Source organism: Massilia sp. TWP1-3-3, assembly GCF_049897805.1.
Classification (GTDB): Bacteria; Pseudomonadota; Gammaproteobacteria; order Burkholderiales; family Burkholderiaceae_D; genus Telluria_A.
This window is the reverse complement of record NZ_JAFCWX010000003.1, coordinates 214,475-233,147: the sequence shown is the minus strand read 5'-3', so window position 1 is coordinate 233,147 and position 18,673 is coordinate 214,475. Positions and strand designations below refer to the sequence as shown.

Here is an 18,673-nt window from a genome sequence, read left to right as displayed (position 1 = left end):
AAGGATCTCCTCGCCCGAGGATATTGCCAATTAAGTTTCCTAACGCACGCTTGCCATGCATGTTGCGTTGCACTATTCCAACGTCGACGTCAATGAATGAGTGAGAGAACGACCAACATTTACTTGCTGTAAGATCAATAGGCGTCTTACTTGTTCAAGTGGCGTAGTTTTGGTCAATTGATAACGTGATTGTTAGTCATAATTTATTGAGTTATGGTGTAAATGCAATTACGATCTGGTCTCAGTACATCACTTATTTGTGAAAAGTGTAAAAAGGATGGGTGTATGGTTGAGCTAGGTCAGCTGACGACGCTGTTAAAGAGTAGTACCGAAGCGGCTTGGCAAGCGTCGTTATTTTCGCTCGCGCAAAGCCAGGGCTTCGACCAAGTGCTGTACGGCGCCGTGGCGTCGAAACATGCGAAGCTGGAAAATGCTTTTTTGCATAGCAATTATTCGAGCGCGTGGCGCGAACGCTATGACGCCGACAAGCTGGCCTATGTCGACCCGACCGTGGCGCACTGCCTGGCAAGTTCAGTGCCTATTGTGTGGGAGCCCGACACCTTTTGCACCCCGGCGCAGCGCAATCTCTATGAGGAAGCGTGCGGCCATGGCATCCGCTGCGGCATCACATTTCCCATTCATGGGCCAAGCGGAGAATTTGGGGTGGTCAGTTTTGCCACCGACGCCAAGCCGAACGCCGATTTCGACGACAACCTGATCAACCTGATGCCGGCGCTGTCGCTGATCCGCGACTATGCGTTCGAATCGTCGCTCAAGTTCATTCACGCCCAGAACAGCGCCGAGCCGGCGCCGCGCCTGACCAAGCGCGAGTTGGAGGTGCTCAACTGGGTCATGGTGGGTAAATCGTCGTGGGAAATTTCCAAGATCACCGTTTGCTCGGAGGCGACGGTGAACTTTCACATCGGGAACATCCGGCAAAAGTTCAACGTCAATACCCGCCAGCAAGCCCTGGTGAAGGCCATCAGCATGGGAATCCTTACCCCGGAAGATCACCATCGCTAAGGCGCCCCTTGACGTACAGCTTGACCAGGATCGCCACCGGCGGCGGGATGCCCAGCCCGGTCTCGAAACGGCTGCCGCTCGACTGGGTCACGCCAAAACGGCCCCAAAACTTTTCCTGGCTCTCGCGTTTGCTGATGCGAAATTTCTTGAGGTCCCCATGCAGGGTCGACGCCGTCGAGGCAGCCTGGCTGTCGTGCCCGCTGGCCGCTGCCGTGTCGACGCCGGCAATTGCCTGGTACGTGAAGTCATCGTCCTTTGCCATACATTTCCCCTCGAACAAAAATGCAGTATTCCACCCAGCGCCATTTGCAGCCACCTAGCAACACTGCTAGTTATGCTCGTATCCTTTTTGCATGATTCTTTATGCGGGCGGCATAACTCAACTGGGGAGCTTCACTATGGCACTGCACATACGAATTGCACCACGACGTGACTTTAAATCCCGCGATTTGTGGGAAATGCACACCTTGCGGGCCAAGGTGTTCAAAGACCGGCTCGGTTGGGAAGTGCCGGTCATGAGCGGCATGGAGATCGATGGCTACGACGCGCTGGAGCCGTGGTACATGATGATCCGCGAACCCGGCGGTGGAACGCTGCGCGGTTGCTGGCGCCTGTTGCCCACTTTGGGCCCGTACATGCTCAAGGATTCGTTTGCGCAGCTGCTGCACGGCCAGGGCGCGCCCGAGGACGAGCGCATCTGGGAGCTGAGCCGGTTCGCCATCGAAACCGGCGGCGACGCCCGCTTCGGCTTTTCCCAGATCACCATGGAATCGATCGGCGAAATCATCAGTTACGGCTACCACGCCGGCATCGACCAGTACGTGACCGTCACTACCACGGCCATCGAGCGCCTGCTGCGCCGCGCCGGGGTGGTCACGCGCCGCTTCGGGGCGCCGCTGCAAATTGGCGTTGAGCAGGCCGTCGCGCTGTATGTGGATGTGGGCGCCACCCACGCCGTCATGTTCGACACCCGCCTCGCGTCTTAGCGTCCGGTCTTGGCGTCCGGTTTTAGCGTTCGGTCTTTGCGTCCGGTTTAGCGTCGTTTCCTGGCGCCTTGCCGTGCACCTGCTGGTGCATTCGCCTGGCCGGGGCGCAGCCTGTCCGCGCTGGCCGCCAGCGCGCGCCATTGCGTCAGGGCGGTGCGCAGCTGGGCCTCGACCGGGCCGACGCCATTGGGCTCCTCGGCCAGCACCCGTTTCAGCTCGTGCAGCTCGTAGAGCATGCTGGCCGCGCCGGCCTGGGCGGCCCGAATGCCCCCCGCCATGCGTTCCAGCGCATTCAGGTAGCCGGACAGCGAGGGCATCAAGTTTTGCAGGTAGTGCGCTTCGCCACGGTTGGACGCCTGTTTTGCCTGCAGGTAGTCGAGCTGGCGCCGCACGCCTTCAAGGGCGCTGCGGTGCAAGGCGATTTCCTGGCGAATCTGCTCGGCGTGGGGGCCTTGCAGCCAGTAGGCGTCCTGGCGCATGGTGGCGTCGTCGAGCTTGCTTTGCAGCGTGCTGGCTTGCTGCGACAGCAGGAAGGTATGCACGTGGTCCGCTTGCAAGCGTTCGCTCAGCAGCAAAGTATCGGACTCGAGTTCGCGCGTGGCGCCGGCCATGTTCCCCAACTGCTCATCCAGATCGGCGGCCAGCATTTGCAGCGACGCGGCCGGCGCCCCCATGCGCCGCAGCAATGCCTGCACCACGCGCGTGGCCGCCTGGCCGCCGTCCACGCGCCGGTTGGCCAGCGCTTCCATGGTGAAAGGCCGGGCCAGGCTGGCGCCCACGTGCGTTAGCGCTTCGACCGCCTCGAGCAGGGCGGGGCGGGTGTGCCGGCTCCAGTTGCTCGCCAGTGTCTTGACGGTAGCCAGGTAGCGGGTGACGGCGGGGCGCGCCACCGCGCTCGTTTCCGGCAGGCGCACGATGGCGCGCGAGAGCAAGTCGACGTGGAACGCCAGCTCCACCATGATGCAGGCGCCGGCGCCGATGGCCCCGCACCAGAATGCGCCGTCCGGGCCCGGCTGGCCTTCGAACGGCAAGCCCCTCGGACGTGCGGCGCCCACCTGGCGCGGCTGCTGTGCTGTGCTGTTGCTCATGCCATTCTCCTGTCCGGTCGTGATATTTGCCAAGCGGCAGCTTGTGCAAATCGATAGTAGGTGACGATGCTTTTCGGCTCTTGATCGGGATCAAGCACCTACGCTAGAGCCCGAACGGCGCGGCGGCCGGGTTGTCTGACAGCTAACAATGGAGGAACTATGGCGACACCGAAGAGCAAATGGGACGTGGAACGCGCCGCCGCTTGGCTGCGCAGGCATGCATGGGGCGCTTGCGGCGAGGAACGCAGCCCGGCGCTGGGGGCGGCGGTGGTGGCCGCCGTGGTGCACAGCGCAGCGCAGCTGACGCCGCCGTTGGGCCAGAGCCAGGGCGGCCAGAGCGAGAGCCAGGAGCAAAGCCAGGCCCACGGCCCGAATCTGGACCCGAGTGGCGACCAGGCTCCGAGCCTAGCTCAGACCCAGGCCCAAACTGAGGCTCGGAACCAGGATCACGACGACGGCAGCGACCAGGATGGCGACGACGAGATCGACATCGCCGGCTGGCCGGCGCTGGTCGCCCCATTCTACGATTGAGGAGAAGCGCGATGAATCGCATGCAAGAGCGGTTGGAGGTCAGCGTGCCCGCGCCGCTGCGTGACATTTTTGCCGAGTGGGCCGAGACGTGCGACCCCGGCGCGCTGTGCCAGGGCGGCGCCGATCCGCACGCCAGCGCCCGGCTGTACCGCGCGCTGTCGCGCTCTTCCAGCCGCACAGTCCTGGCGCGCCAGGCGCTGGCCCGCATCTACGCCGACGCGCTGGTCAACATGGAGTTCGGGCAGTTCGCCGAGCTGCGGCGCGAGGGCGCGCAAGTGTTTCCCTGGATCGCCCAGGTCATTGCGTCCGATCCGGTGCTGCGTGCCCAGTTGGACTAGGGCAAACGGCCTAGCTCGGCCTGCAGGAACGCATAGGTCAGCGCCCACATGCGCGCCTGTTGGGCGTTGTCGGCCGCGCCGGCATGGCCGCCCTCCAGGTTTTCCCAGTACAGCACGTCGTGGCCCTGCTGCTGCATCAGCGCCACCATCTTGCGCGCGTGGGCGGGGTGCACGCGATCGTCGCGGGTGGACGTGGTAAACAGCACGCGCGGGTAGCGCTTGTCCGGCGCCACGTTATGGTAGGGCGAATAGCGGGCGATGTAGTCCCATTCCGCGTCCAGGTCCGGGTCGCCGTATTCGCCCATCCATGAGGCGCCTGCCAGCAGCCGGTGGTAGCGCCGCATGTCGAGCAGCGGCACCTGGCACACGACCGCTTGGAACAGTTCCGGGCGCTGGGTCATGACGGCGCCCACCAGCAAGCCGCCATTGCTGCCGCCCATGATGCCCAGGTGGCGCGCGCTGGTGACTTTGCGCGCGGCCAGGTCTTCGGCCACGGCGATGAAGTCGTCAAAGGCGTTTTGCCGGTGCTGCTTGAGCGCCCCCTGGTGCCAGCGCGGGCCGAATTCCCCGCCGCCGCGAATGTTGGCCAGCGCATACACGCCGCCTGCGCTCAGCCACGCCGCGCCGGTGACGGCGCTGTAACTGGGTTTCAGGGAAATTTCAAAGCCGCCGTAGCCGTACAGCAGGGTCGGATCGCTGCCGTCAAGCAGCGTGTCCTTGTCCATGACCAGAAAATACGGCACCGGTGTGCCGTCGCGCGAGGCGGCATGCTGCTGGCTGACCGTCAGGCGCGAGGCGTCGAACAGCGCCGGCAAGGCCTTGAGCAGCTCGCGTTCATCGGTGCCGGCGCGGCCCAGGTACAGGCTGGTCGGCGTCAGGAAGTCATTGACGCTGAGAAAATATTCATCCGAGCCATGCCGGTCGACGGGCGCCACGCCCAGGCTGCCCAGCGCCGGCGCGTCGACCACGCGCCGGCTCCAGGCGCCGTCAAGCTCGGTCAGTTCGACGATGCGGTTGGCCACGTTGTCCAGTTCGGTCAGCAGCAAGGCGCTGCGCGTCATCGCCACCGCGTCCAGCGAGCGCGCCGCGCTGGGTGCAAACAGCACGGCAAAGTCGCGCTCGCCGCGCAGGAAGCGCGCCAGCGCGATGGCAAGCAGCGCGCCTTGCGGATAGGTGCGGCCGACCGTCTCCCAATCAGCGCGCAGTTCGATCACCAACTGGTCGCGCACGGTAAAGGCGTTGGCGCTGTCGGGCTTGTCGATCTTGAGCAATGTGTCGCCCTGGCGCAGGAACAGTTCGCTTGCGTAAAAGCTCAGCTGGCGTTGCACGAACTGCATTTCGTGGCCGGGCGTGAAAACCTTGTAGGCCGACGCGCTCAGGTCGTCCTCGGCGGCTTCATAGACAATCCTGGCGTGTTCCAGCGGCGTGCCGCGCCGCCATTCGCGCACCATGCGCGGATAGCCGGAACTGGTCATGGAGCCGGGACCGGTGTCGGTGCCCACCAGCAGCGTGTCGCGGTCAATCCAGCCCACGTCGCTCTTGGCCTGCGGCAGCGCGAAGCCACCTTCGACGAATGCGCGGGCCGTGACGTCAAATTCGCGCACCACGGTGGCGTCGCCGCCGCCGCGCGAGAACGAGAGCAGGCAGTGGTCAGTCTTGGCCTCGGCATCGGACTCGGCCTCAGCCGGCAAGGGCAAAAAACGCGCGCCGGCCCAGACCCAGTTTTCGCCTTCATCGCGCGCCAGCGCATCCAGGTCGAGCACGGTTTCCCACGAGGGCGTGGCTAGCCGGTACTGGGCCAGGGTCGTGCGGCGCCAGATGCCGCGCACATGGTCCTCGTCACGCCAGAAATTGTAAAAATACGCAGCATGCTTGGCCACATGAGCAATCCGTTCGCGCGCATTGAGAATGGCCGCCAGGCGCGCTTGCAGGGGTGCGTACGCCGGCGCGCCTTCCAGCTCGGCCAGCGTGACGGCATTGCGTTCGCGTACCCAGGCCAGGGCGGCGTCCCCATCGACCTCTTCCAGCCAGGCGTGCGGATCATGCGGTAAAGACATCAGGTGCTCCCAAAACAGGCGCGGCCAGCGCGGCCGGAAGGCAATCGTAGCATCATTGTCACGTCCTTTCATGCAGGCGCACACACAAGTATTTATCAATTGCATGTTCGCTGCACCCCAAGTAACCTTGAGACCGGGACCACTGGCAGGGTTTGCCGTACCGAAACGATGAACGACTCAGGATGACCCAATCGACGCGCACGACAGGGAGCATGGGCAAGATCTGGCCAGCCGCGCCGGGCCTGCTGATGGCTGGCGCCGGCTGCGCGCTGTCCTTGCTGGTGGGCGTACTGATGTACCTCGGCGTCGAGCGCGCCGTCAGCGCCGACGCGCGTCAGCAGTTCGACGCGGCGGCGCGCAGCGCGCAGTCGCGCCTGGACGCCGGCATCCGTTCCCATACCGACCTGTTGCGCGGCGTCGCCGCCCTGTTCCAAAGTGCCGACACGCCGCCGGGCCGGCTGCAGTTTCGCCGCTACGTGGCCGGCCTGGCGCTGCACAAAAACGCTCCCGCGATCGACACCATCTCGTTTGCCAGTTACGTCAGCGACGCCGGGCGCGATCGGTTTGTCGCCGCCGTGCGCGCCGACCGCAGTGCCGACGCCGGCGGCTATCCGGATTTTACGATCCACCCGCCCGGCCGGCGCCAAGCATATACCGTGCTCAACTACATAGAGCCGACCGCGCCCCACCTGGCACGGATGGGCATGGATGTGAGCGCGGACCCGGTCGAGGCGGCCGCGCTCGACAACGGGCGCGACCATGCGCAGCTGAGCACCTCCGGCCTGCCGGTAACGATTGCGCTGCCCGCGCCGCATCTTGGGCTGTCGATGCGCCTGCCGGTGTACCGCAATAGCGTGCTGCCGGCGACCGTGGAGGCGCGCCGCGCCGCCTACATCGGTGCGGTGGGCATCGGCTTTTCGGTGCCGTCGCTGGTGCAGGGGACGCTTGACGAAGCCGTGTTGCGCGGCATGCACGTGGCCGTCTACGCGGACGCCGCGCTCGACCCGGAAAAGCGCTCGCTGGTGATCGGCAAGGATGACCGCTTGCTGTTTGCCCAGAGCGGCCGGCTCGCGCAAGCCGGCGACCCCGATGATGCCACTTGCGCGCGCTACGAGACCGTGCTGCCGGTCGACTTCAATGGCAGCCTGTGGAAGGCCCGGTTCCAGGTGTGCAGAAGCGACTTGCTGACCACCTTCGAGCGCTACGCGGGGCGTATTGCACTGCTTGCAGGCACGGCCGGGACCATGCTGATCTACGCCTTTTTCTACACCTTGTTCCGCTCGCGCCGCAGCGCCATCGCACAGCGCTTGCTGCTCGACTCCGTACTCGACAGTGTGGCCGCGCACGTCTACATGAAAGACCGGGAGCGGCGCTACCTGTATATCAATGCCGTGACGGCCGAGGCGATGGGTTTGCCGGCCGACCAGGTGATCGGCAAGCTCGACCGGGAAGTATTCCCGCAGGAAAAGGCGGACGCGTATTGGGAACAGGACAAGCAAATTTTCATTGACGGCGTGCGCCAGGGCGGGCGGGTGGAGCAATTCACCCAGATCGACGGCGACGTGCGCCAGCTCTGGTCGATCAAGGTACCGATCATGCAGGACGGCCAGGTGGCCGCCGTGATCGGCTTGTCGACCGACGTGACGGAACTGCACAAGCTCAAGGCCGAGGCAGACGCGGCCAACCGGGCCAAGAGCAACTTCTTGTCCAATATGAGCCATGAAATCCGTACCCCGATGAACAGCATCATCGGCATGTCGCACTTGGCGCTCAAGTCGGTCACCAACCCCAAACAGCGCGACTACCTGGAAAAAATTTACCATGCAAGCGCTCATCTGCTGGGCATCATCAACGACATTCTGGATTTTTCAAAGATCGAGGCCGGCAAATTGGAGCTTGAAGTGCTCGACTTCAGCCTGGCCGGCTTGATGCAAAATATCGTCAACCAGCTTGGCGACGCGGCCGCCAACAAGCAGCTCACGCTGGTGGTGGACATCGACGCTGCGCTGGCGCACCCGCTGCGCGGCGATCCGCTGCGCCTGGAGCAGGTGCTGCTCAACTTTGCCGGCAATGCGATCAAATTTTCCGACAGCGGCGCCATCACGATGCGCGCGCGCCTGCTGGGCGAGGTGCAGGGCGAGGGGCAGGGCGAGGGGCAGGGCCAGGCCCTGGTGCGCTTCGAGGTGCAGGACAACGGCATCGGCATCAGCGCGGCCGAGGTGGCCGAGCTGTTCACCTCCTTCCACCAGGCCGACCCGTCAACGACGCGCAAATACGGCGGCACGGGCCTGGGCCTGGCGATCAGCAAGCAGTTGGCCGAGCTGATGGGCGGCGCGGTCGGCGTCGACAGTGCGCCCGGCCGCGGCAGCACCTTCTGGTGCACCGCGCGCCTGGGCAAGGCGCTGCACTTCCTGCCGGCCAATCCGGGTGCGGTGCGGGCCGACGTGCTGGCCTGCCTGAACGGCGCCTACATATTGCTGGTCGAAGACAATCTCTTCAGCCAGCAGGTGGGCCAGGAGCTGCTCGAACAAGTGCATGCGACCGTGGTAGTGGCCAGCAACGGCAAGGAAGCGATCGACCTGATGCTCAAGCACCGCTTCGACTGCGTGCTGATGGACGTGCAGATGCCGGTGATGGACGGCTTCGAGGCGAGCCGCATGATCCGCGCCGACCCGCGCCTGCGCGACGCGGTGGTCATCGCAATGACGGCCAACGCCGGCAAGGACGACCAGGCCAACTGCATGGCCGCCGGCATGGACGAATTTGTCACCAAGCCGATCGCGCCCAATGTGCTGTTCGAAGTGATCGCCAAATGGCTGCGCGCGCGCCCGGTGCGCGGCGGGCGGCGCATGCCTCCTCCGGCGCCGCGCGCGGGACCAGCCATGCTTTTGCCCGTGCCCGTGCCCGTGCCTGCGGCTGCGGCTGCGGCTGCGGCTGCGGCTGCGGCTGCGGCTGCGCCTGCGGCGCTGATCGACGTCGCCGCGCTGGCACTCACCTTCGGCGGCAATCCCGTCAAAATGCGCAAATACGCCTTGCTTTTCATCGACTCGGCGCACGACGCCATGCGTGATATCCAGGATGCGCTTGCACACGCCGACAGCGCTCGCCTGGCCGACCTCGGGCACCGCCTCAAGTCTTCGGCCAGGGCGGTTGGCGCGATCAGCTTTGCCGAGCTGTGCGAAGCGCTGGAAGCGCAGCGCGGGCAGGCATCGATGGACCAGGCTGGCCCGGTGGTGGCGCGCCTGGCGGCGCTGCTAGAATTGCTGGCTGAACATATTGAACAGGAAGTCGCCTTGCCGCAGGTTTGAACGCGCTTTCTCTACCGCCTTGCGGCTAAAACTAGTATGCTGTGCCGCTGCGCATCCGCGCGTCTTCCCGGAGCACCATGTCTTTACCCGTAACACCCGGACTTCTTATTCTTCACGGTAATGAATTGGAGCAATTGCGTGCGGCCGTGTTCGGCTGGCTGCGCAAGCATCCGCTCGCGCCGCTGGAAACCGAGACCATCCTGGTGCAGTCGAACGGCGTGGCCGAATGGCTGAAAATTGCGCTGGCCAAGGAACTGGGCGTGTGCGCGGCCACGCGCGTGGCGCTGCCGGCGCGCTTTTTGTGGGAAGCCTATCGCGGCATGCTGGGGCGCGAATTGGTGCCGAAGCGCTCGCCGTATGACAAAGGACCGCTCACGTGGCGCTTGATGCGCCTGCTGCCGGCACTGCTGGCCGAGCCGGTGTTCCAACCGCTGCGCCATTTTCTGGGTGACGGCGACCCGGAACGGCGCCTGCAGTTGGCCGAACGGCTGGCCGACCTGTTCGACCAGTACCAGGTCTACCGGGCCGACTGGCTGGACGACTGGAGCGCCGGGCGCGACCTGCTGCGCAATGCGCGCGGCGAGGCGCTGGCGCTGCCGCACGACCAGCGCTGGCAGGCGCAGCTCTGGCGCGCCGTGCACGACGACTTGCCGCCTTCCCAGCGCGACTCGGGCCGCGCCACCATCCACCAGCGGTTTGTGGACGCCAGCGCGCACGGCGAACCGGCGGGGACACTGCCGCGCCGGGTGGTCCTGTTCGGCATGTCGACCTTGCCCTACCAGACCTTGCAGGCCGTGGCTGCGCTGGCGCGCCATACGCAGGTGCTGCTGGCCGTGCCCAATCCGTGCCGCTTTTACTGGGGCGACATTATCGAAGGGCGCGAACTGCTGCGCGCCGCCCACAAACGCCAGCGCCAGAAGGGCGGGATCGACCTGTCGACGGTGCCGCTGGAAGAACTGCACGCCCACAGCCATCCGCTGCTGGCAAGCTGGGGCCGGCAAGGACGCGATTTCGTCCGCATGCTCGACGAATTCGACAACGCCCAAACTGATGACGGCGCAGGCGCCAGCCATATGCGCCTGGACCTGTTTGGCGAAGGCGAGGGTTCGACCATGCTCGAGCAGGTGCAAGCTGCCGTGCGCGACCTGCTGCCCCTGCACGAGCATCCCCCTCGCGTAGTGGCGCCAGGCGACCGTTCGATTGACTTTCACGTCGCCCACAGCGTGCAGCGCGAAGTGGAAGTGCTGCACGACCAGCTGCTGACATGGTTTGCCGCCGGCGCCAAACTGCGCCCGCGTGACGTGGTGGTGATGGTGCCGGACATCGACACTTTTTCGGCGGCCATTCACGCCGTGTTCGACCAGCACAAGCGCAGCGACCCGCGCTTCATCCCGTTCGAAATCGGCGACGTCAAGGACCGCAGCGTCAACCCGCTGCTGGTCGCCCTCGAATGGTTGTTGCGACTGCCCCAGCAGCGCTGCCGCCAGAGCGAAGTGCGCGACCTGCTCGACGTGCCGGCGCTGGCCGCGCGCTTTGGCCTGGCCGGCGACGACCTGGCCACGCTGGGGCACTGGATTGAAGGGGCCAGCGTGCGCTGGGGCCTGGACCAGGCACATCGTGCCGGCCTGGGCTTAGGTTCCGCGGGCGAGCAAAATGCGTGGATTTTCGGCGTGCGCCGCATGCTGCTGGGGTACGCCTGCGGCGCGGGCGCCAACTTCCAGCAGATCGAACCGTATCCGGAAGTGGGCGGGCTCGATGCCGCGCTGGCCGGTTCGCTCGCGCAGCTGATCGAAACGCTGCTGGCGTGGCGCGCCTTGTTGTCCGAGGCGCGCACGCCGGCCGATTGGGGCGTGCAGGCGCGCGCCATGCTGGCCGCGTTTTTTGACGCCGCCGAAGAGGGCGACCGGCTGACGCTCGGGCAACTCAACGAAGCGCTGCAAAGCTGGTTAGAGACGTGCGACGACGCCGGCTTTGAGGAAGCGGTGCCGCTGGCGGTGCTGCGCGAAGCCTGGCTGGGCGCGCTCGACGAGCCCACCTTGAACCACCAGTTTGTGTCGGGTGGCGTGACGTTTTGCACCCTGATGCCGATGCGCGCGGTGCCGTTTCGGGTGGTGTGCCTGCTCGGCATGAACGACGGCGACTTTCCGCGCCGGGCGCGCCAGGCCGACTTCGACTTGCTGGCGCTGCCCGGCATGGCGCGCCCGGGCGACCGCTCGCGGCGCGATGACGACCGCTATCTGATGCTGGAGGCGCTGCTGGCCGCGCGCGACAAGCTGTACGTGAGCTGGGTCGGGCGCAATGTGCGCGACAACAGCTTGCAGCCGGCGTCGGTGCTGGTCTCGCAGCTGCGCGACTACCTGGGTGCCGGCTGGCAAATCGACGTGGCGCAGCTCACCACCGAGCACGCGCTGCAGCCGTTCAGCCGGCGCTATTTTGAAGCAGGCGGCTTGCTGACCTACGCCGGCGAATGGCGCGCCGCCCACGGCGACCAGGCTGCCACCGCCGCCGTGCCGCTGCCCCCGTTCGAGATTGAACCCGACTATTCGCTGCGCCTGGGCGAGCTGGCCAATTTTCTGCGCCAGCCGGCCCGCTATTTTTTCAAGCGCCGCCTGGGCGTGTCGTTCGCGGAACCGGACCTGGTGGGCGAGGACGAAGAACCGTTTTCGCTCGACGCACTGGAGCGCTATTTTCTTGAAGACAGCCTGCTCGACGACGCGGGCGAGCCGGAGTCGCTGGACCAGGTGCGCGCCACGCTCACGCAGCGCGCCGAGCGGCTGGCGCGCGAAGGCGTGCTGCCGATCGGGCTGATCGGCCAGCAGTGGCAGCGCCAGCTGGTCGAAGCGCTGGTGCCGGTGCGCACTGCCTGGCTCACGCTGGGCGCGCGCTTTACGCTTGCCGCGCCCAAGCTGGCCGTCAACCTGGTCTTTGAGGGCATCCATCTGGACGATTGGATCGACAAGTTGCGGGTGGGTTCGGCGAGCACGGTGGGCGATACTGCCTGGCTGATGCAAGTCTCGTCCAAGGTAATGGACAAAAAAGGCGGCGTGCGCGGCGACAAGCTGATTGCGCCGTGGCTGCGCCAGCTCGCCTGCGCCGCGGTTGGCCGGCGCGTGACGGGCTACCTGGTCGCGCGCGACGCGATTTTGACGATGGCGCCGCTCGAGCAGGCGGCAGCTTGCGGCGCGCTCGCGCAACTGGTGGCGCTGTGGCGGCGCAACCTCGACCAGCCGCTGCCGGTCGCCTGCAAGAGCGCGCTGGCGATGCTGCAAGACGGCGACGCGCGCACGGTCTACGATGGCGGCTTTGAACTGTCCGGCGAAGTCGATGACCTGTGCCTGGCGCGCCTGTGGCCGGACTTTAACGCGCTGCTGGCCAGCGGCGAGTGGGCCGGGAACAACGAAGCGCTGTATGGGCCGCTGGCGCGCTGGCTCGATGAGCACGTGCTGGTGGAGCCGCACGAGGAGAATCCATGAGCGAACTGCTCGACGCCATGACTTTCCCGCTGCACGGCTCGCGCCTGATCGAGGCCAGCGCCGGCACCGGAAAAACCTGGACCATTGCCGCGCTGTACCTGCGCCTGGTGCTCGGGCACGGCGGCGCCGCAGGTTTTGCGCGCGCGCTTGCCCCGTCCGAAATTTTGGTCATGACGTTTACACGCGCCGCCACGCGCGAACTGTCGAACCGCGTGCGCGAACGCCTGATCGAAGCGGCCGCGTACTTCCGCGGCGAGCGCGCAATCGACGACGATCTGCTGGCGTCCTTGAGCGCCTCGTACGCCAGCGACGGCGAGCGGCGCCTGGCCGCGCACCGCCTGCTCATGGCCGCCGAAACGATGGACGAAGCGGCCATCTTCACCATCGACGCATGGTGCCAGCGCATGCTGCGCGAGCACGCCTTTGACAGCGGCAGCCTGTTCGACGAAGAACTGGTCAGCGACGAGCATGCGCTGTTTGAAGACGCGGCCCACGACTACTGGCGCCAGAATGTGTATCCGCTGGGCGCGGGCGCCTTGGGCACACTGCTCGCTTGCTGGCCCGACGTCGACGCGCTCAAGCACAAGGTGCGCGACCTGGCGCGGCGCGCCGCCACGCTGGGCGAGGTGCCGGAAGAAACCCTGGCCAGCCTGCTGACGCGCGTGGCCAAAGAGCAGGGCGCACAACTGGCGCGCCTGAAACAAGGCTGGCACGCGCGCGCCACGCTGATGGAAGAATGGATCGCCGGCCAGCGGGAACTGTCGCCCAAGTGCTTTAACGGCACCAAGCTGAAACCGGCTTCGCTGGCCAAATGGTTCGACGCGCTGCGCGCGTGGGCGCTGGACGAGGCGATGCACATGCCGGCACTGAACGACACCGCCTGGCATCGTCTGACGCCCGACGGTATCCTTGACGCCTGCAGCAAGGGTTTTGGCGTCGACATTCCAGCGTGTTTTACGTTCACCACCGACTTGTGGGAAGCGCTCAAGGCGATCGACCCGGTAGCGCACGCGCTGCACCGGCACGCCGCCTGCAGCATTGCGCGCCGCATGGCCGAGCTGAAAAAAAAGAGCCGCCAGTTCGGCTTTGCCGACATGCTCGAACGCCTCAAAGGCGCGCTCGATGGGCCGAACGGCGACGCGCTGCGCCAGCGCATCACCGCGCAGTTCCCGGTGGCGATGGTCGACGAATTCCAGGATACCTCGCGTGACCAGTACCGCATCTTCAATCTCTTGTACCGGGTGGCCGACAACGACCCGGCGCACGGCCTGTTCCTGATTGGCGACCCGAAGCAGTCGATCTACGGCTTTCGCGGCGCCGACATCCACAGCTACCTCGACGCGCGCAGCGCCACTGCGGGGCGGCACTACCAGCTGGGCACCAACTACCGCTCCACCGCCGCGCTGGTCGAAGCGGTCAACCAGTTGTTCCTGCACGCAGAGGGCAAGGGCGAACATCCCGGCTTTGCGGCCGGCGCCTTCCGGTTCCGGAAAAAAGGCGTCAATCCGCTGCCCTTCGAAGCCGTCGCCGCCAAGGGCCGCGCCCAGCAACTAATGGGCGTGGCCGGACCGTACCAAGCGCTGACGATCAACAGCTCGAACAGCGAGGAACTCAAGGCCGACGACTACCGCAGCCTGTTTGCCCACCACTGCGCCGAACACATCGTAGGCCTGCTTAACGACCCGCATGCCGGGTTCCAGGATGGCGCCAGCTTCACGCGCCTGGTGCCGGCCGATATCGCCATCCTGGTGCGCGACCGGCGCGAAGCTGCCGCCATCCGGCGCGCGCTCGAGCAGCGCCGCGTCGCCAGCGTCTACCTGTCGGACAAGGATTCCGTCATCGACAGCGATGAAGCGGCCGACATGCTGCGCTGGCTGCACGCGGTGGCCAATCCGCTGGATGGCGCGCTGGCGCGGGCCGCGTTTGCAACCGGCACGGCGGGCCTGTCGCTGGCCGAGCTGGCGCATTTGTCGTCCGACGAACTGGCCTGGGAAGCGCGCGTCGAGCAGCTCAAGGCGCTGCACATCGTCTGGCAGCGCCAGGGCGTGCTGGCCATGCTGCGCCGCCTGATCCACGAACTGCAGCTGCCTTCCGCGCTGCTGCGCCAGGCCGGCGGCGAGCGGCGCCTGACCAACCTGCTGCACCTGGCCGAACTGCTGCAGTCGGCCAGCGGCCAGCTCGATGGCGAGCAAGCGCTGATCCGCTGGCTGGCCGAGCAGGTGGCAGGTCTCGGCGACGGCGGCGACGAGCGCGTGCTGCGCCTGGAAAGCGACGCCGAACTGGTCAAGGTGGTCACGGTGCACAAGTCCAAGGGCCTGGAGTATCCGCTGGTGTACCTGCCGTTTGCCGTCACCGCGCGCAAGACCGAACGGCGCAACCGCAGCTTTTTTGCGCTGATGGGCGAAGACGGCGTGCCCCAGATCGATCTGGGCATGTCGGACGCCTCGCTCGACGCAGTCGAGCGCGCGCGCATCGAGGAAGACCTGCGCCTGCTGTACGTGGCGCTCACGCGCGCGCGCCACTTCCTGTGGCTGGGCGTGGCCGCGCTGGGCGCGCGAAAAGGCGGCGAGAACAAGCTGCACGAATCGGCGCTCGGTTACCTGCTCACCGGCGGCAGCCCGATTGGCGTCACCGAGATGGCACAGCGGTGGGAGCATCTGCGCGGCGACTCGGCCGCCATCGAGCTGCGTGCGATCGAACCGGCGCAAGGCGTCACCATGCTCGCGCGCAGCGAACAGCCCCCGCCGCTGATTGCCGCCGCCCGTTTCAACGCCAGTTTCGAGCGCAACTGGACTGTCGGCTCGTTCACCTCGCTCGCGCGCCAGACGCTTGCCGCGCCCATGCGCGCCCAGGAAGAAACGCTGCTCGAAGAAGAGCCCAAGCTGGCGCCGCTGCGCACCGACGACGCGCCGTGGCACCGTTTTCCGCGCGGCTCGGTGCCGGGTAACTTTTTGCACGAGCAGCTTGAGTGGATGGCGCAGGAAGGCTTTGCGATCGACGATCCGCAGTTCGACGCGCGCCTTTCGCAGCGCTGCGAGCGCGCCGGCTGGGGCAACCGGCGCGAAGACGCCGTGGCCTGGCTGCGCGCTGTCGCGCAAACGCGCCTGCCGCCGCTGGACGCGTCGCTGATGGAGATCGGCACGCTGCTGCCCGAAATGGAGTTCTGGTTCCCCAGCGACCAGCTCCATACCGGACAGCTTGACCGGCTATGCAGCGCGCACCTGCTGCAAGGCGCCCCCCGCGGCGCGCTGCCCGAGCGCGAGCTGCACGGCATGCTCAAGGGCTTTGCCGACCTGGTATTCGAGCACGATGGGCGCTACTGGGTGCTGGACTACAAATCGAATTCGCTGGGCGGGGGCGACAGCGCCTACAGCACGGGCGCCATGGCGGCCGGCATGGCCGCGCACCGCTACGACATACAGGGCGCGATCTACCTGCTGGCGCTGCATCGGCTGTTGCAAAGCCGCCTGGGCGAGCAATACGACCCGGCCACCCAGCTGGGCGGCGCCATCTTCCTGTTCCTGCGCGGGATCGCCAACGTCCACACGCGCGGCTGCTACCTGCTGGCGCCGGACTTGATTCTCCTGGACGGCCTGGACGCGCTGCTGGCAAAGGAAAGCACATGAACACGCACGCGGCCTTGTGGGGCGAAGTGGCGGCGCTGACCGACGCCGGCCAGTTGCGCCGCCTGTCGGGCACCTTTGCCCGCTTCATCGGCGAGCTCGGGTCGCATAGTGGTCCGCTGATGCTGGCCTGCGTGCTGCTGTCCGAACTGGAAGGGCGCGGCCACAGCTGCCTGATGCTGGACGAACTGGCGGGCGACCCGTGCGCGCTGCTTGGCTGGAGCGCCGAACAATGGCAGCAACTGGCCGGCGCCACCGACGCGCTGCCCAAGAACCTGAAAGGCTGGCATGCGCAGCTTGGCGCGTGCGACCAGGTGTGGCAGGTGGGCGAACTCGATTTCGACCAGCCGCTGGTGCTCGACGGCGAACGCCTGTACCTGCGCCGCTACTGGCGCGACGAAACGCTGGTCGCCAAAACGATTCGCGCGCGCGCGCAGCACGTGCGGCCGGTGCAGGCCGAGCGCGTGCGTCACTGGCTCGACATGTTGTTTGCCTCAGAACGTGGCCGGGATGGCAATGACGGCCCGGACTGGCAAAAGTTCGCCTGCGCGGTGGCGTTGCGAGGATCGGTTGCCATCATCACTGGCGGACCGGGAACGGGCAAGACCTATACCGTCGCGCGCCTGCTGGCATTGTTGTTTGCGATGGCCGAGCATCCCGAGCGCCAGCGCGTGGCGCTGGCTGCGCCCACCGGCAAAGCGGCGGCCCGGTTGAAGCAATCGATCGACAAGGCGTTGGGGGAACTGGCCGACAAGGTCGGTGCCAAGCTCGCGCTGCGCGAACTGACGGCGCGCATGGGCGCCGCGCGCACCTTGCACAGCCTGCTTGGAGCCCGTCCCGACACGCGCGCCTTTGCGCATCACAAAGGCAATCCGCTCGACATTGACGTGTTGATCGTCGATGAAGCGTCGATGGTGCACCTGGAAATGATGGCCTCGCTACTGGACGCGCTGCCCGAGGGCGCCACCTTGATTTTGCTGGGCGACAAGGACCAACTGGCGTCGGTGGAAGCGGGCGCCGTGCTGGGCGACCTGTGTCGCGACGCGCAGGGCGGCGGCTACAGTGCCGCGACCGTGGCTTACGCGCTGGAGGCGAGCGGCGAGCTTATTCCGGCCGCCTTCCACGGCAGCGCGGGACCGTTGGCGCAGCAGACGGTGATGCTGCGCGAGAGCCGGCGTTTTGGCGGCCCGATCGGGCAACTGGCATTGGCCGTCAATGCTGGCGACGGCGCGCGGGCGCAAGGAGTGTTGCGCGAAGGTGGCACACTGCGCTGGATCGAGCAAGCCCACCCGCAGCACGTGGTGCAGCTTGCCGTTGACGGCTACGCCGCCTACCTTGGCCTGGTCGGTAAGGGACAGGAGCAGGAGCAGGAGCGGGAGCAGGAGCAGGAGCAGGAGCAGGAGCAGGAGCAGGAGCAGGAGCGGGAGCAGGAGCAGGAGCAGGAGCAGCGTGCCCACGACATCTGGGTGCGCGCCGTGCTGCACAGTTTTGAAGCATTTCGCATCCTGTGCGCCGTGCGCGAGGGCGAATGGGGCGTGACGGGCTTGAACGAGGCGATCGAACAGCGGCTCGACGGCGCCGGGTTGATCAAGCGGCGGGGCGAATGGTACGTCGGCCGTCCCGTCATGATCACCCGCAACGACTATGGCACTCGCGTCTTCAACGGCGACATTGGCCTGACGTTACCGGACCCGGCGCGGGCGGGATCGCTGCGCGTCTATTTCCTGGAGGGCGAGGACATTCGCAGCGTGCTGGCCACCCGCTTGCGTCACGTTGACACTGCCTACGCGATGACGGTCCACAAGTCGCAAGGTTCGGAGTTTGCCCATACCGTGCTGGTCTTGCCAAAAGAACGGGGCGCCATGATCGCCCGCGAGCTGATCTATACCGGCATCACCCGCGCCAGTGCCCGGTTCACGCTCGTCACGCCGGGCAGTGCAGTCCTGGCCGACGCCATCGCCCGCCGCACCCGCCGCGCCAGCGGCCTCCAGGAAATGATTTCCCAATAAATATTTTAAAACTGGGGTCAGACCTCAATTAGAAAATAGTTTTTTAATTGGGGTCAGACCTCCAAATTCGAGCAACTTTTTCGGAAATCGTACCCAAATTGCGTACTTTAAAGCGGCCGATGTAGGTAATCCGTGTATAAATAGCGAAAAAATGGGCGCCAGCCGTAATAATCAAGCTAAAAATTGACCAGGGTAAACCCAAAAACGGGGTCAGACCTCCGATTAAAAACAATGTTT

The 18,673-nt window shown here is 65.9% G+C and carries 11 protein-coding genes; 8 read left to right on the top strand and 3 right to left on the bottom strand.

Translation table 11 applies throughout. From position 1 onward, the window contains the following. Positions 1–285: 285 nt before the first annotated feature. Positions 286–1,023 carry an autoinducer binding domain-containing protein gene (locus ACP7D4_RS04325; protein ID WP_426101214.1) on the top strand — a complete coding sequence of 246 codons (738 nt, stop codon included), beginning with the start codon at positions 286–288 and terminating at the stop codon, positions 1,021–1,023. On the opposite strand, the gene ACP7D4_RS04320 is transcribed toward ACP7D4_RS04325, so the two are convergent. Further along, positions 998–1,285: a helix-turn-helix domain-containing protein gene (locus ACP7D4_RS04320; protein ID WP_426207880.1), complete on the bottom strand. Its 288-nt coding sequence runs from the start codon at positions 1,283–1,285 to the stop codon at positions 998–1,000. The genes ACP7D4_RS04325 and ACP7D4_RS04320 overlap by 26 nt on opposite strands. Positions 1,286–1,421: 136 nt before the next feature. On the opposite strand from ACP7D4_RS04320, the gene ACP7D4_RS04315 reads away from it, so the two are divergent. After that, positions 1,422–2,009, top strand: coding sequence for an acyl-homoserine-lactone synthase (locus tag ACP7D4_RS04315; RefSeq protein ID WP_426101210.1), 588 nt, complete (start codon positions 1,422–1,424; stop codon positions 2,007–2,009). 47 nt (positions 2,010–2,056) lie between these two features. Here the strand turns inward: ACP7D4_RS04315 and ACP7D4_RS04310 are convergent, their stop codons facing one another. Further along, positions 2,057–3,097 (bottom strand): hypothetical protein, encoded by a 1,041-nt coding sequence (locus ACP7D4_RS04310; protein ID WP_426207879.1) that lies wholly within the window; start codon positions 3,095–3,097, stop codon positions 2,057–2,059. 159 nt (positions 3,098–3,256) lie between these two features. On the opposite strand from ACP7D4_RS04310, the gene ACP7D4_RS04305 reads away from it, so the two are divergent. Both ACP7D4_RS04305 and ACP7D4_RS04300 read left to right on the top strand, forming a co-directional pair. Then, positions 3,257–3,628 carry a hypothetical protein gene (locus ACP7D4_RS04305; RefSeq protein WP_426207878.1) on the top strand — a complete coding sequence of 124 codons (372 nt, stop codon included), beginning with the start codon at positions 3,257–3,259 and terminating at the stop codon, positions 3,626–3,628. A gap of 11 nt (positions 3,629–3,639) precedes the next feature. Further along, complete coding sequence (locus ACP7D4_RS04300; RefSeq protein WP_426101204.1) at positions 3,640–3,966, top strand: hypothetical protein; 327 nt, start codon at positions 3,640–3,642, stop codon at positions 3,964–3,966. On the opposite strand, the gene ACP7D4_RS04295 is transcribed toward ACP7D4_RS04300, so the two are convergent. After that, the gene (locus tag ACP7D4_RS04295; protein ID WP_426207877.1) at positions 3,963–6,023 is read right to left on the bottom strand and encodes a prolyl oligopeptidase family serine peptidase; all 2,061 of its coding nucleotides are present in this window, start codon (positions 6,021–6,023) and stop codon (positions 3,963–3,965) included. The genes ACP7D4_RS04300 and ACP7D4_RS04295 overlap by 4 nt on opposite strands. Before the next feature lie 182 nt (positions 6,024–6,205). On the opposite strand from ACP7D4_RS04295, the gene ACP7D4_RS04290 reads away from it, so the two are divergent. From ACP7D4_RS04290 to recD, 4 genes are all read left to right on the top strand, one after another. After that, positions 6,206–9,331, top strand: a complete 3,126-nt coding sequence (locus ACP7D4_RS04290) for a CHASE domain-containing protein (RefSeq protein WP_426207876.1) — start codon at positions 6,206–6,208, stop codon at positions 9,329–9,331. A 77-nt stretch (positions 9,332–9,408) separates the two neighbouring features. Continuing rightward, positions 9,409–12,804, top strand: coding sequence for an exodeoxyribonuclease V subunit gamma (gene recC / locus ACP7D4_RS04285; protein WP_426207875.1), 3,396 nt, complete (start codon positions 9,409–9,411; stop codon positions 12,802–12,804). Further along, a complete protein-coding gene (recB, locus tag ACP7D4_RS04280) occupies positions 12,801–16,430 on the top strand; it encodes an exodeoxyribonuclease V subunit beta (protein ID WP_426207874.1) in 3,630 nt (1,209 codons plus the stop codon). The genes recC and recB overlap by 4 nt, the downstream gene beginning before the upstream one ends. Further along, entirely contained in the window at positions 16,427–18,436 is a 2,010-nt protein-coding gene (gene recD, locus ACP7D4_RS04275) for an exodeoxyribonuclease V subunit alpha (protein ID WP_426207873.1), read from the top strand. The genes recB and recD overlap by 4 nt, the downstream gene beginning before the upstream one ends. Positions 18,437–18,673: the final 237 nt, after the last annotated feature.